The following is a 12476-nucleotide window of genomic DNA, read 5'->3' as shown; positions in this document are numbered from 1 at the left end:
GGTGCCGTCCCGGTACGGCGTCTTGAGCTGGTAGCGCACGTTGCCGCCTCGTGTTAACGACAGCCGCTTCTCGGATACCGCCGGACCCGCTCCCGTTACCATCAGGTTACCTTCGAAATGGTGGACCTGGAGCTGGGCACCATCGTTTGGAGTGGCTCTTACGAAATGCGCAAAGCGGCTCAGGACAATGTGCTCTATCGCTAAACTGATGGCCGCCGGTGTGGCCGTTATGGCTCTCGCGGGCTGCGCCACCGGCCCCACTCAGTATCAGCCGCGAACACTTTCAGTGGCTCAGCAGGAAGTGGTGGACCAAAAGCCTCCATCATTGCGACCGCTGTACCGCGCACTATTTGAAGAAGGCCGCCGCAATGAGGTTCTCAATTTGATGGAAATCGGCGCGGCGGCATTTCATTTGCAGGAATATGATCTGGCCCGCGCCGCGTTCGATCAGGCCATTGTCAACATCGAAAGCGTATACGCGGACAACGATGCCGCACACCGGGCGCGCAGCCTTTGGTACGAGGAAGGAGAAAAGGAATTCAAGGGCGAGCCCTACGAGCGGAGCATGGTGTTCTACTACCGGGGTTTGCTGTTCCTGCGTGAGGGTCATTACGGCAATGCGAGGGCGGCTTTTATGAGTGGCCTATTGCAGGATGCCTTCGCCGAGGAAGAGCAGCACGCCACGGACTTTGCGTCCTTGATCTTCCTGGCGGGCTGGGCGGCGCGCCTGGATGGTAACGGCAGTTTGGCCAAACAGCACTTTGCCGAGTATCGGCGGCTCCGCCCGAATGGCCCCTTGCCGGATGACGACGACAACACCCTTGTCATTGCCGAAACCGGCAGTGCCCCGCGCAAGTTAGCTGACGGTGTTGGACACTATCAATTGGTCTACCGCCGTGGCCGTGAGATACAGACACAGGGTGCTCGCCTTGAAACGGCCGCTGTATCACAGTCGCTTTTCCCGATCGAGGATGTTTTTTTTCAGGCATCAACTCGGGGAGGGCGGACCGTGGACCGCATTATCGAAGGTAAGGTTCAGTTCAAGAAAAGTGCTGAGGCCACGGGTGATGCTCTGACCTCGGTCAGCGACAGCAGCGTGCTGGCCGGGCTCAGCACCAGTGCCGGCGGTGCGGTGGCGGCTGGCTTTCACACCATCACCGCCATCGGCGTGGCGGCGCAAGGATTGTCCGCTCGTTCGCGTACTCGGGCGGACACACGCTATTGGCGTCGGCTTCCCGATCAAATTCATCTGACCACCGTGCGAAGTGATCCTGTCAGCAACGGGTCGCGGATGGTGTTCCTGGATGCCGATGGTGCGCTGATGGTGGATAGCGTCGCCACCATAGCCGTCCATTACGACGGCAAAGGCAATGGCTTTGCCTTCGTCCGATCTACACCAGAAGGGGTCTCACCATGATGCGAACCAGATTGATGAATGCGGTTTGGGCGATGGGCTTGCTGTCTTTAATGGGCGGCTGTCAAAGCCCGGGGATGAGTAAAAAGGAGCTGAGCCAGCGCCTTGAAGAGCCCGGTTTCAATACCGTCGTCTTCGCCGACTACGACCTGAACCGGAACTTCAGCGAAGGGCTGTTCGGCCCGGATAAAGTGTTGCGCCTTTCCAGCGCGGGGCATGGCATTGGATACACGGATACAGGAACCTCTGAAGTCTGGCTGGAGCTGCGCAATCACACCGATCACAACTATGTAGTGGAGGCGAGAACCCGGTTTTTTTCCCAACAAGGCATACCGGTGGATGCCAAACCCGTATGGCAACGTTTGCCGGTACCAGCTAATTCCAGCGCGGTGTACCGGGAAAAATCCGTGGGCACGGAACGGCTGCAATATCGTATTGAAGTGAGGCAGGCACGATGAGCTGCGTTCAGGCTACGGTCTTGATGTTGGCGTTGGCGGGTATTGGCGCCGCGCTAGCACAGGATCATTCCGCCGCGCCGATGATGGCCCCGGCCAGATCCCCGCTGACGGAGCAGGGGTGGAGTGACTTAAGTACGCGGTCGGGTCGCATCAGTGATGCTGACTCTATTGTTGATCAATTCCGCGAGCGGTTTCCCGATCGCCCTCGTATCGCTGTGCTTTGGCACCAGGCGCTGTCCGACCGCGTCAGCGACTGGTATGGCTACCATCGGACCACGTTGGCCATGAGCGGAAAGTCTTCACAAAGCGACGGAAAAAAAAGGACGCAACAACAGGGAAATGTTGCCGCGGGTGTGCAATCGGAAACCCGTGGCGTGCCGGGTGAACGGCAAAAGGAAACCTCTTTCGCCTTACGGGATGGCCTGATCGGAACGTTCCAGTCGGCGGGGGCAAGCATGGTGGATGAGGGACTGGCGCGGCGTCTATCCGATAATGCCTTGGAGGATGGCACCTTCTCGCGCTTGTCTCCGGACCAGTTGCGCCTGCAGATGCGCGCACTGGCGGAATACGCCGACTATGTCCTGGAGTTAACCGCCGGCGATGGCAGTGATCCGGGGTATCGGGTGAGGGTCCTGTCCACGGAAAACGCCACGGTAGTGACAACGTTTTCAACCACGGCGGAACCTCCAGAGAGCGAGAAGGAATCGCATTGGGTGGCGACGTCCAGTGGCTACCAGAAACGTGATATGCCGGTATCACTGAGCCAGATAGGCCGAGAGTTAGCGTTGCTGACCATGGAAAGAATGCGGCCTTGAAAAACGATTACGACAACATTTCCTGAAAGGGCGTTACCATGAGAATGAAAGCCATCCTGCACGTATTGGGGTTCGTGCTTCTGGTTCAATTGACGGGCTGTGCATCATCACTGTCGCCAGCCGGCTCTGGTGCCATTGGCGCGGGGCTGGTGAAGCACAGAGGCTACCCGATGGTGGTTCGGATCAACCCTGGTTCGGTGGCGGAACAAAGTGGACAAATCCTGCTGGGAGATCTGATTCTGGCGGCGGCACCCACACCGGAATCTCAATGGGTCATATTGAAAGGCTACGGTCTTAACCAGGCAATCCATGTGATTCGTGGCGAACCCTATACTCGGGTAAAACTGAAACTGATGAACAATCAGGACTCACAAGAGCGTGAAGTGGTCCTGATACGAGGGCCGGAAGGCCGTGCTTCCGAGTTGACCTATCTTGAAGGGCAAAAGGGGTTGGATACACAAGGTGAGACGGCGGCCCCGGTTAATATCGCCGACCTGGTGATTTCGGATAACTCCGGGCCGTACCTCAGCCCTTATACCTCCGACGGTGTCACTGCAGAATGGGTGAATAAGGCGATCAACACCAAATGGGGGAGGCCACGGGGTCCGCTGTTGGCGCCGCTGCCGGGGCTTACGCAGGGCGAAAGCTGATGGAGAATGTACCTGGGGGCGGTTTTTTTGGCAGCTTCCTGGGCGGCATGGCAGGGTCGAAAAGCGGTAAGGCGGTTGGCCGTGACGCGGCGATCAAGGCATCCGGGGGGTGGGAGTACATCCGTGCCACATCGGATCAGTCGTTCCACTCGGTCGGTGACATGGCGCGGTGGCTGGTGAATACACATGGCGGTAGTGCCAACTTCAAGGACGTGATTGACGCCGCTTCGCATGTCTATCCGGATCTGCAACCCGCGTTGGCAAGACAGCGATAATTGTTCTTAACTTGCATTCCGGTTGGGAGTGTGCCGGCTCGAATGCACCAGCTCTCTCTTTAAAAAAACCGCCGACGCACGTCGCATCACGTCGGCGGAAAGGCACCAGACCATCAATCCGTTGGAGCCGGCGGTTATCTAAACCGCCATGAAAACAGATTTGGTTTCCAGATACGCATCCAGGGACTGCCGGCCCATGTCGCGGCCGAAGCCGGACAGCTTGTAGCCGCCGAACGGTACCGCCACGTCCAGCATGTTGTGGCAGTTGACCCATACCGTTCCCGCTTTGATTTTTGGTACCAGACGATGCACTCGTGACAGATCGTTGGACCAGATACTGGCGCCAAGACCGTAGGGGGTATCGTTGGCGCGGCGGGCCACGTCGTCCAGATCCTCATAGGGCAGCGCCACCACCACCGGACCGAAAATTTCTTCCTGCACGATACGCAGTGCATCGTCGGTACTGGCGAATACGGTGGGTTCGACAAAGTAGCCGTTGCGATTGGCGCGCGCGCCGCCGGTCACCAGCTCCGCGCCTTGTTCGCGGCCCAGATCGATATAGCCGCACACCCGGTCCAGCTGTTCACGGGAGACCAGCGGCCCCAGATGGGTCTGCGGATCCAGCCCCGGCCCCATGGGTAGCGCCTTGGCCAGTTCCGCCAGTTCCGCCACCACGTTATCGTACAGCTTCTTGTGCACGTACAGGCGCGACCCGGCGCAGCAGACCTGGCCATGGTTGAAGAAAATCGCCTGGGCGGCGCCCTGAGCGGCCAGGGCCGGATCGCAGTCGTCCAGTACGATCATCGGTGACTTGCCGCCCAACTCCAGGGTGACGCGGGTCATGTTGTCCATGGCGGCGCGGCCGATCAGCTTGCCCACTTCGGTGGAGCCGGTGAAACTTACCTTGCTGACCCCCGGATGAGCCACCAGCGGAGCGCCGGCATCCGGACCGTCTCCGGTAATGATGTTCACCACGCCTTCGGGGAAACCGGCCTCCTGTAACAGTGAGCCAAGATAGAGCGCGGTGAGCGGCGTTTGTTCGGCCGGTTTGAGGACCACGGTACAACCGGCCGCCAATGCCGGCGCTAACTTCCAGGTGGCGACCAGCAGCGGGAAATTCCAGGGTACCACCGCCGCCACCACGCCGACCGGTTCACGGCGGGTATAGGCGAAAAATTCGCTTTCCGGTGGAGCGAACGGTACCGAAACGTCCAGCGACGCGCCTTCGATCTTGGTGGCCCAGCCGGCCATGTAGCGGAAAAATTCAATACACAGAGTGATGTCCACTGCTTGCGCGATTTGCGCGGACTTGCCGTTGTCGATGGACTCGATCTCGGCCAGCACCTTGGCGTCGCGTTCGATCAAATCCGCCAGTTTGAGCATCAGGTTCTGGCGTTCGGAGGGGCGCATTCTTCCCCACGGGCCGTTTTCAAGGGCTTGCCCGGCGGCGCGTACCGCGCGATCCACATCGGTTTGCCCGGCGGCCGGAACGGTGCCGAGTACGGTTTCATCCGCCGGGTTGATCACCTCCAGACGTTGCCCTTCGACGGCTTCCACCCACTGGTCACCGATCAGCATGCGATGGTGGGTGGCTTCCAGAAAGGTCCGGGTGCGACTCTCAATGGTGTGACCGAATTCCGTCATCATATTCATGGCAAAAGCTCCCCGTGGCCCGGATAAACCGGGCCGTGTTGCTGTGTGAGTGATTGAAAAAAGTGGTATCGAGTTATTTCTTGGGTCTTATCGCGTCGGCGGTTCCTTGAATGAACGCCTTGATCTTCTCCACGTCTTCCGCGCTGAGTTTGCCGGTGAAGTCCGGCATTCCCCGCGACACAAAGGGGCCGTTGAAGACGAACTTGTCGAGATTTTCAATAAAGCTCTTGTCCACATAACCCAGATTGGGAATGTTGCCACCCTTGTCGACACCGGGGACGCCATGGCAGAACACGCAGTTGCTGACGTAAAGGTAAGTGCCTTCTTCCACCAGGGCCGGGTCGTACTTGACGCCGGTAAGAAGATTGCCGAGCTGGTGTTTCGCGAACTCCGGCATCTCCGCTTTGCCATTCAATTTGAAGGTATAAACGGTACCCGGTGTCGTCGTCTCCGAAGCGCGCTGAGTCTGGCCGAATACCCCGCCCCAGCCAGCGGCGATGGTGATGTACTGCTCGCCGTCCACCTGGTAGCTGATTGGCGCGGCAATTACGCCGGTACCCATGGGGGACTGCCACAGTACATCGCCGCTGCCGGCGTCGAACGCCATCAGCCTGGCGTCAGCGGTGCCCTGGAACACCAGGTTTCCGGCGGTGGACAGCGTACCGCCGTTCCAGGGCGCCACATGTTCATAACGCCAGCGCTCCTGCTGCTTGACCGGGTCCCAGGCCAGCAGCCGGCCGAACGGTTTGCTGGAAGGTGTCTCGGCATTGATCAACATGCCGGTATTCCAGCCGATGCCGCTCATTGGTTGTCCCGGTTTGTTGCTGCCGTGCTCCTTCCAGTTTTTATCTTCCATCAGATTCAGCGGGATATTCTGCGCCGGAAAATAAGCCAGTCCGGTTTTCGGGCTGTAGGACATGGAATGCCAATTGTGTCCGCCGAAGGGGCCGGGGATAGCGTCAAAGGGTTTGTCCTCGGAGCGGGCTTCGGCGATCTCGATTGGCCGACCGTTCTTGTCATAGCCGGTGGCCCAGTTCACATCGACAAAGTTTTGCGCCGATATGAATTTGCCGTTGGTGCGATCCACGACAAAGAAGAAGCCGTTCTTCGGCGCATGCATGATCACCTTGCGCAGCTTGCCGTCAATTTTAATGTCGGCCAGGATAAGATCCTGGGTTGAGGTGTAGTCCCAGTTGTCCCCTGGTGTTTCCTGGTAGTGCCAGACGTAGTCACCGGTTTCCGGATTGATCGCCACGATGGAGGCCAGGTAAAGGTTGTCGCCGCCGGCGGGGCTGCGCTTGCGGTGTGCCCAGGGCGTACCATTACCGGTACCGATGTACATCAGGTTCAATTCCGGATCGAACACCATGGAATTCCACACCGTGCCACCGCCGCCGGATTCCCAATACTTGCCCTTGGGATCCCATGTTTTCGCCGCCTTGGCCATGGCGTCGTTTTCATACGGCTTGGCGGGGTCACCGGGCACGGTGAACCAGCGCCATTTCTGCTTGCCGGTCTCGGCGTCGTAGGCGGTGATGTAACCGCGCACACCGAACTCCGCGCCGCCGTTGCCGATAATCACATTGCCACGGAACACGCGCGGTGCTCCGGTAACGGTATAGGGGCGGGAACGGTCAACGATGGTGTCTTTTTCCCAGACCTTTTTACCGCTTTTGGCGTCGAGGGCCACCAGGCGTCCATCGAGCGAACCGACGAAAACCTTGCCCTTGTAAACGGCAACGCCACGGTTCACCACATCGCAACAGGCCTGGTACGCTTTTTCCCTGGGTACTTTCGGATCATAACTCCACAGTTGTTTGCCGGTCTTGGCATCAAGGGCATGCACCACGCTCCAGGATGCGGTCACGTACATGGTGCCGTCCACCACGATCGGCGTGGCTTCGATGCCGCGCGTGGATTTCAGGTCGTAGGACCAGGCAAGACCGAGCTTGTCGACATTTTTGCTGGTGATTTGCGTAAGCGGACTGAAGCGGGTGCCGGCATAGTCGAAACCATGGCTGGGCCAGTCCTTGCCGCTGTCACGGTTGGCCAGTATCGAAGCCTCGTCCGGTCCGGCCTGGTCCGCCATGACCGGTCCCGCGGTAAACAGGGAGGACAGTAGCAACAGGGAGGGCATCGTCGCCCTGCGGAATGCAAGCATCAAAGTCATTTTCAGGTGCTCCTTTTCATTTTTATCACGCTGCCTGTGAACGCACCGGTGCCATGACACCGGCGGCGCTACTGATCAGAATGCCTTGAGAATTCTCAGGTTGAAACGATTGTTTTCCTTGAAGCCATTTTCCACGGAAAGATCACGCCCATAATTCGCCAGCAACTGCACGGAAGGTGTGACGAACCAGCCACTGCCAATGGTCATCTTGGTGGTTCTGGAACGATCATCCTGGTCGGTACCGTTGATTTCGGTTTCCCCGCCGAAGGTGTGGGAAAGCCCGGCACGTAAATCGAGATTTTCACGTAGCTGATAGCGCAGGAAGGTCTGGACCTGGAACAGGGGGTCTTGCTTAAGCGTGTCCTTGTTTGCTCCGAAATCGTCATTTTTTCCGTGCACGGTGACATCGGCGGCGATGTCGAGGAACACCTTCTCGGTGAGGCCGGTGATATAGCCCGCCTGCAGAGCGAACTTCCATCGGTTCTCGCCAAGGTTAAGCGCGTCGTCGTGGTCATAGGTGCCAGTAGGCACATAAACAAAAGGCGTAATACCAAAGTAGGTATTGGTTTCAGGTTTGTTCACCAACCAGACCGTGGCGGCGAGAATCAAATCGCCGAGACCATCGGCATCGCCCAGTGACTTGGTGTCGTCCTTGCCTTCCAAGTGACCGAAGGGAAGCAGAAATTGAGGGTCAACGATGTAATCGCCAATTTTCGTGAAATGAACGCCGCGTAAAATGCCAACATGGGACTCGAGTCCGGCATCAATGGGTACGCTGTCGCCGTCACTGTAGAGGCGGTCGCGATCGGCGTACTGGTAATAGACCATGGCCAGATTGGTACCCGCGGGCAAGGCGGTGTAGTCGCCGGCGTCCACGTCCACGGCGTGGCTCTGGCCCGCCGCTACCGAGAGCGCGCCGACCAGCAGTGACAGGGCGGTCTTTTTCTTCGGTATGATGGGTTTTCGGGAAGCCGCTTTTACATTCTTGTCGTCGTTCATGAAATCGGTTCCTTGTTTCTGTTATTCGATAGAAAGCGTCGCAAAAAAATAGAAGTCCTCGAAGGCGGACTGTCACCCTCGCGAACAGCCACCTCGTTGTTGTATTGCAGAGGGCGTGCCATACTTGTTTTTTTGGGAAAAATTAAAAAATACTGTGGATTGTCAGGTGTTTGAGAGACCCTGAAGCAGACCCTGAGTTCGTTGCCGGATAGATGGGTGTATCGTTTTGAAACAGTGGTGAGTACCGGCTGTATAACAACAAAACAGGATTCCGGAGAGCGCTATGCAAATTAACCCGTTCGACTTCGATCACCGTGTTAAAAAAGCCAGGCGATTGTTCGAGGAAGGCCGGGATGTGCCCCCCCAGCTACTGGACGATTCGGTGGTGCGCTCCTGGCAGCGCTCACGTCATCATGGACTGTGTCCCGATGATCGGGTCATCTTTAACGTCGTGTCCCGCACCGACGTGCGCCGCATTGGCGAGCATCATCATCTGTTATTGGATGACGTGGCGCCGGAAATGGAACTGTTGTTTCATTCATTGGGCCGCGCCAACTGGATCTTGGCCTGTATCGAGGCAGGGGGCGTGGTGATTCATGCCCTGGGTAACGAAAACCCGGCCTGTCGCGACCTCGCTCCGGCGCTGCGCGTTGGTGTCAATTTGAATGAATCCGTGGCCGGCACCAATGGTCCGGGATGCGCTCTCGCGGAGGGGCGCCCCTCGGTGGTATGCGGCAGCGAGCATTTTCTCGATGAGGCCCGTGTGTTTGCCTGTGCCGCCGTGCCGGTCCGGGACCCTTATGGTGAACTGGTGGCGGTGTTGGATGCGTCCCGGCGCCATGGCGGCCACCGCATTGGCATTCTGGAGCCGGTGGCGCTGGCCGTGCGGGCGATTGAAAACCGCATGATGCGGCGTATTGGTGGCGAGTTACGGCTGGCGATTCATTATCGCCCGGAACTGACCGATTCACCGATGCGCGGGCTGTTGCACTTTGACGGCGACGGCTGTCTGCTGGGCGCCAACCCGGTGGCCCGCCAGATGCTTGATCTCCCCATGGGGGAAGGTGGCGGCCGGCTGTGTTTCGAGACGCTATTCGAGGGGAGTATGGAGCGCGTCTGGACCGCCGGGAATACGCCGGTGGCTCTGTCCTGTCATGGCGGCTTGCAATTGTTTTGCCGGTTGGAGGGGCGGCCATCGCCGCGCTTTAGCGGCTTTTCTCCGTCGGGTCCGACGCCGGTGGGACAGCCTGACCCGCAAGCGCCTTTCCACGATGATCCCGGGGTTAACGGCTTGTTGCGCCAGGCCCAGCGGGCTTTCCACCATGATCTGCCGGTTCTGTTGCGCGGCGAGACCGGCACCGGCAAAGAGGTGATGGCGCGGTGGCTGCATCGTTCCGGGCCCCGTGCCGAGGGGCCCTTTGTGGCGGTGAACTGCTCGTCGATTCCGGCGGGTTTGATTGAATCCGAGCTGTTTGGTTACGAGGGCGGCGCTTTCACCGGTGCACGCAAGGGGGGCATGCCGGGTAAGTTCGAACAGGCCGACGGTGGCACGCTGTTCCTGGATGAAATTGGTGATATGCCACTGGAGTTGCAGGCGCGTCTTTTGCGGGTATTGCAGGAACGGGAGGTCACCCGGTTGGGGGCTACCCGTGGCACCGCGGTGCAATGTTCATTGATTTGCGCCACCCACCGGGACCTGGAACAAAGGGTGGCGGAAGGGCTGTTCCGTGAAGACCTGTTGTATCGCATTAACGGGTTGCAAATGCCGCTGCCGCCGCTGCGTCAGCGCCAGGATTTCGATGACCTGGTGCGGCACTTGCTGGCCGGGGAAGCACGGGGGGAAGAGCCGCCGGTGTTGTCCGAGGCAGCTTGGCGAGCGCTGCGGGGGCATTGCTGGCCGGGCAATATCCGTGAACTGCAACAGGCGCTGAGATTGGCGGTGGCGTTGTCGGAGGACGGTATTGTAACGGTGGAGCATTTGCCGGCTTCGCTTCGATCGCTGGCCGCGTCCTCATCGACGCGGCCTTCGGGGACCTTGCAACAGGCGGAATGTGAAACGGTGCGAGTGGCGCTGGCGCGACACAAAGGCAATGTTTCCGCCGCCGCGAAGGACCTCGGCATCGCCCGGGCGACGCTATATCGGAAAATGCGGCAGTTCGGCCTGGATTGAGCGAGGACGGATGTAAATCCAGCCTGTTGTTGATACAGAGGCTGACAGGAACAAGGCCTCCGGGTATGAGCTTGCTCAGTATTGGTTGGCAAGCCTGCTTCCCACAGAATGGCTACGAAGCCGCTGTGGGAAGCAGGCTGGCCAGCGAATCGGCCCGGACTGGAAGGGGGCCGCTCTGGACAGCGGCCATATAAAAAAGCCGGCGCAGGCCGGCACAAGGCAGGGCCGCCGCGAGGCGGCCAAAAGGGGATTGGATCAGGCAGCGTCGGTAAGAACGTCGCCGAGCAATGCCTCGAACTGCTCCAGATACTGCCGGTTGTCGTGGTCCCACGGGTGGAAACCCGGTTTGAACCAGTCCAGCCAGGCCTTGGCGGTATAGCGGAAGATGCCTTTCTTGCCCAGACTGTGACGCAGCACCGAGCGCCAGCCCTTGGCGTCGAACAGACCGCCGGTAACGCGTACGTTATGCGCGTAGAACGGCAGGAACAGGGCAAAGAACACAGCGGTGGAGATCACCAGGGTGGAGGTCCGCAGGGCGTAGGCGGACAGACGGTCGTCGGTACCCACCGCCAACTGGTAGACGTCGAAGGCCACCGCTTTGTGTTCCGTCTCTTCCAGGGCATGCCAATTCCAAATGGCCTTGTAGCCGTCGTCCGCACCCTCCATGATTTCCGGCAGGCTGAGCAGCCCGTCGGCGAGAATCGCGGTAAGGTGTTCCAGGGCCACGGTGCCGGCCAACTGGAAGGACTGAGGCGTGCGCTTCTGGATTTGCTTGAGCAGTGCTTCGACCAGCCGTTCCTGAGCTTTCAGGGGAACACCGGCGTCGGCTACATGGTCGTTGTACTCATCATGTTCGCGGCCGTGCATGGCTTCCTGGCCGATAAAGGCGGTCACTGCCTTTTTCAGCTCGGGATCCTGAACCAGCTCCCGGTAGTTGCGGACGCTGTCTATGAAAAAGCGTTCACCGACCGGGAAAAACAGGCTCATGGTGTTAAGAAACTGACTGACATTGAGGCCGTCACGATGCCAGGTGAGGGCCTTCGCCGGGTCCAGCTTGAAACGCAGGTTACGGCGCGTCGGCAGAATTGAGATGGCCATAATCACGTACCTCTAATGAATGTTACATCACTCGATGATACAGTTGGCCGGCCCATCAGCAAGGCACTTCTAACAATAGGGTTATGTCGTGACGGACAATAGACAAATTAAGGCAAATTGTTTACTTGATGCCATGGTGGCGCATTTCCAGCGAACTTTGGCGCCGGAGCAACTGAACGTCTGGCTGGAGCAGGAGCTTGATTACCTGCTGACCGAAGCCGGCCGGTTGCGTCTGGGAGAGGTGGTGACCCCGGAGCAGGTGATCGATACCGCGCACAAGTACGCGGCCACCATGGAACTGGGCGGCGGGGTGCCGGAGCTGGTCGGCGAAATGATGGAGCGTCTGTATCAAAGCGGTACCGACAGTGACCGGCTGATCGGGGAACTGGTGGACGAGGACACCATCACCGCCACCGTGGACAAGCTGCTGGAAGTGCCGTTATCCCGACAGGGAATCACCTGGCTCAGCCACAACCCGGTGTTGCTGGCGCTATTGGCCGGCGGCACGCAACTGGGTGTCAAAACCTGGCTGCATCAGGGGATACCCGAGGCGGTGCGGGGGATGCTGGGGCGCCGTGTGCCGGAGCGTTGGCGGGCCACCGCGGAGTTGCGCCTGCAGGACTGGTTGATGCGACGGATGGAAGCGCTGCTCAGCGACCCCTGGCTTTACAGTGGCGAGAATCTGGCCTCGTGTATAGGAAGAATAAACGCCCTTTTTACCCAAGTCCAGCAGCTCTGACCACGGCTCTGACTGCGAATGACTAGCCCGGCAAC

At 59.1% G+C, this 12476-nt stretch carries 11 protein-coding genes; 7 read left to right on the top strand and 4 right to left on the bottom strand.

Annotated features, from left to right (window positions below; all coding sequences use genetic code 11):
• The first annotated feature begins 229 nt into the window (after positions 1–229).
• The 5 genes from HMJ39_RS10290 to HMJ39_RS10270 are packed head-to-tail and all read left to right on the top strand — an operon-like array spanning position 230 to position 3612.
• A complete protein-coding gene (locus HMJ39_RS10290; RefSeq protein WP_228462285.1) occupies positions 230–1417 on the top strand; it encodes a hypothetical protein in 1188 nt (395 codons plus the stop codon).
• Positions 1414–1872 carry a putative periplasmic lipoprotein gene (locus HMJ39_RS10285; protein WP_080531791.1) on the top strand — a complete coding sequence of 153 codons (459 nt, stop codon included), beginning with the start codon at positions 1414–1416 and terminating at the stop codon, positions 1870–1872. Before HMJ39_RS10290 ends, HMJ39_RS10285 begins: the two co-directional genes overlap by 4 nt.
• Positions 1869–2687, top strand: coding sequence for a hypothetical protein (locus HMJ39_RS10280; RefSeq protein ID WP_051015561.1), 819 nt, complete (start codon positions 1869–1871; stop codon positions 2685–2687). Before HMJ39_RS10285 ends, HMJ39_RS10280 begins: the two co-directional genes overlap by 4 nt.
• Before the next feature lie 38 nt (positions 2688–2725).
• Positions 2726–3337 (top strand): PDZ domain-containing protein, encoded by a 612-nt coding sequence (locus HMJ39_RS10275; protein WP_194297235.1) that lies wholly within the window; start codon positions 2726–2728, stop codon positions 3335–3337.
• A complete protein-coding gene (locus tag HMJ39_RS10270; protein WP_194297234.1) occupies positions 3337–3612 on the top strand; it encodes a hypothetical protein in 276 nt (91 codons plus the stop codon). Before HMJ39_RS10275 ends, HMJ39_RS10270 begins: the two co-directional genes overlap by 1 nt.
• A gap of 138 nt (positions 3613–3750) precedes the next feature.
• Here HMJ39_RS10270 and HMJ39_RS10265 read toward each other — a convergent pair whose 3' ends face one another.
• The 3 genes from HMJ39_RS10265 to HMJ39_RS10255 form a co-directional block, all read right to left on the bottom strand.
• Positions 3751–5265, bottom strand: a complete 1515-nt coding sequence (locus HMJ39_RS10265) for an aldehyde dehydrogenase family protein (RefSeq protein WP_080531789.1) — start codon at positions 5263–5265, stop codon at positions 3751–3753.
• Between the two features lie 73 nt (positions 5266–5338).
• Entirely contained in the window at positions 5339–7435 is a 2097-nt protein-coding gene (locus HMJ39_RS10260; protein ID WP_080531788.1) for a PQQ-dependent dehydrogenase, methanol/ethanol family, read from the bottom strand.
• Between the two features lie 75 nt (positions 7436–7510).
• Positions 7511–8434: a transporter gene (locus HMJ39_RS10255; RefSeq protein ID WP_080531787.1), complete on the bottom strand. Its 924-nt coding sequence runs from the start codon at positions 8432–8434 to the stop codon at positions 7511–7513.
• A 283-nt stretch (positions 8435–8717) separates the two neighbouring features.
• On the opposite strand from HMJ39_RS10255, the gene HMJ39_RS10250 reads away from it, so the two are divergent.
• Positions 8718–10604, top strand: coding sequence for a sigma-54-dependent Fis family transcriptional regulator (locus HMJ39_RS10250; protein ID WP_080531786.1), 1887 nt, complete (start codon positions 8718–8720; stop codon positions 10602–10604).
• Positions 10605–10859: 255 nt separating this feature from the next.
• Here the strand turns inward: HMJ39_RS10250 and HMJ39_RS10245 are convergent, their stop codons facing one another.
• Positions 10860–11702: a metal-dependent hydrolase gene (locus HMJ39_RS10245; RefSeq protein ID WP_080531785.1), complete on the bottom strand. Its 843-nt coding sequence runs from the start codon at positions 11700–11702 to the stop codon at positions 10860–10862.
• Between the two features lie 133 nt (positions 11703–11835).
• Here HMJ39_RS10245 and HMJ39_RS10240 point away from each other — a divergent pair, with 133 nt between their 5' ends.
• Positions 11836–12441, top strand: a complete 606-nt coding sequence (locus HMJ39_RS10240; RefSeq protein WP_194297233.1) for a hypothetical protein — start codon at positions 11836–11838, stop codon at positions 12439–12441.
• Positions 12442–12476: the final 35 nt, after the last annotated feature.

Source organism: Alloalcanivorax profundimaris, assembly GCF_015265435.1.
GTDB classification, from domain to species: domain Bacteria; phylum Pseudomonadota; class Gammaproteobacteria; order Pseudomonadales; family Alcanivoracaceae; genus Alloalcanivorax; species Alloalcanivorax profundimaris.
This window is presented reverse-complemented; position numbering and strand designations above follow the sequence as displayed.

What these genes read in the sequence shown, in the direction of transcription:
- HMJ39_RS10250 (WP_080531786.1), top strand. Translation starts at nt 8,718, where the DNA reads ATGCAAATTAACCCGTTCGACTTCGATCACCGTGTTAAAAAAGCCAGG.
- HMJ39_RS10265 (WP_080531789.1), bottom strand. Translation starts at nt 5,265, where the DNA reads ATGAATATGATGACGGAATTCGGTCACACCATTGAGAGTCGCACCCGG.
- HMJ39_RS10245 (WP_080531785.1), bottom strand. Translation starts at nt 11,702, where the DNA reads ATGGCCATCTCAATTCTGCCGACGCGCCGTAACCTGCGTTTCAAGCTG.
- HMJ39_RS10240 (WP_194297233.1), top strand. Translation starts at nt 11,836, where the DNA reads ATGGTGGCGCATTTCCAGCGAACTTTGGCGCCGGAGCAACTGAACGTC.
- HMJ39_RS10285 (WP_080531791.1), top strand. Translation starts at nt 1,414, where the DNA reads ATGATGCGAACCAGATTGATGAATGCGGTTTGGGCGATGGGCTTGCTG.
- HMJ39_RS10275 (WP_194297235.1), top strand. Translation starts at nt 2,726, where the DNA reads ATGAGAATGAAAGCCATCCTGCACGTATTGGGGTTCGTGCTTCTGGTT.
- HMJ39_RS10260 (WP_080531788.1), bottom strand. Translation starts at nt 7,435, where the DNA reads ATGACTTTGATGCTTGCATTCCGCAGGGCGACGATGCCCTCCCTGTTG.
- HMJ39_RS10290 (WP_228462285.1), top strand. Translation starts at nt 230, where the DNA reads ATGGCTCTCGCGGGCTGCGCCACCGGCCCCACTCAGTATCAGCCGCGA.
- HMJ39_RS10270 (WP_194297234.1), top strand. Translation starts at nt 3,337, where the DNA reads ATGGAGAATGTACCTGGGGGCGGTTTTTTTGGCAGCTTCCTGGGCGGC.
- HMJ39_RS10255 (WP_080531787.1), bottom strand. Translation starts at nt 8,434, where the DNA reads ATGAACGACGACAAGAATGTAAAAGCGGCTTCCCGAAAACCCATCATA.
- HMJ39_RS10280 (WP_051015561.1), top strand. Translation starts at nt 1,869, where the DNA reads ATGAGCTGCGTTCAGGCTACGGTCTTGATGTTGGCGTTGGCGGGTATT.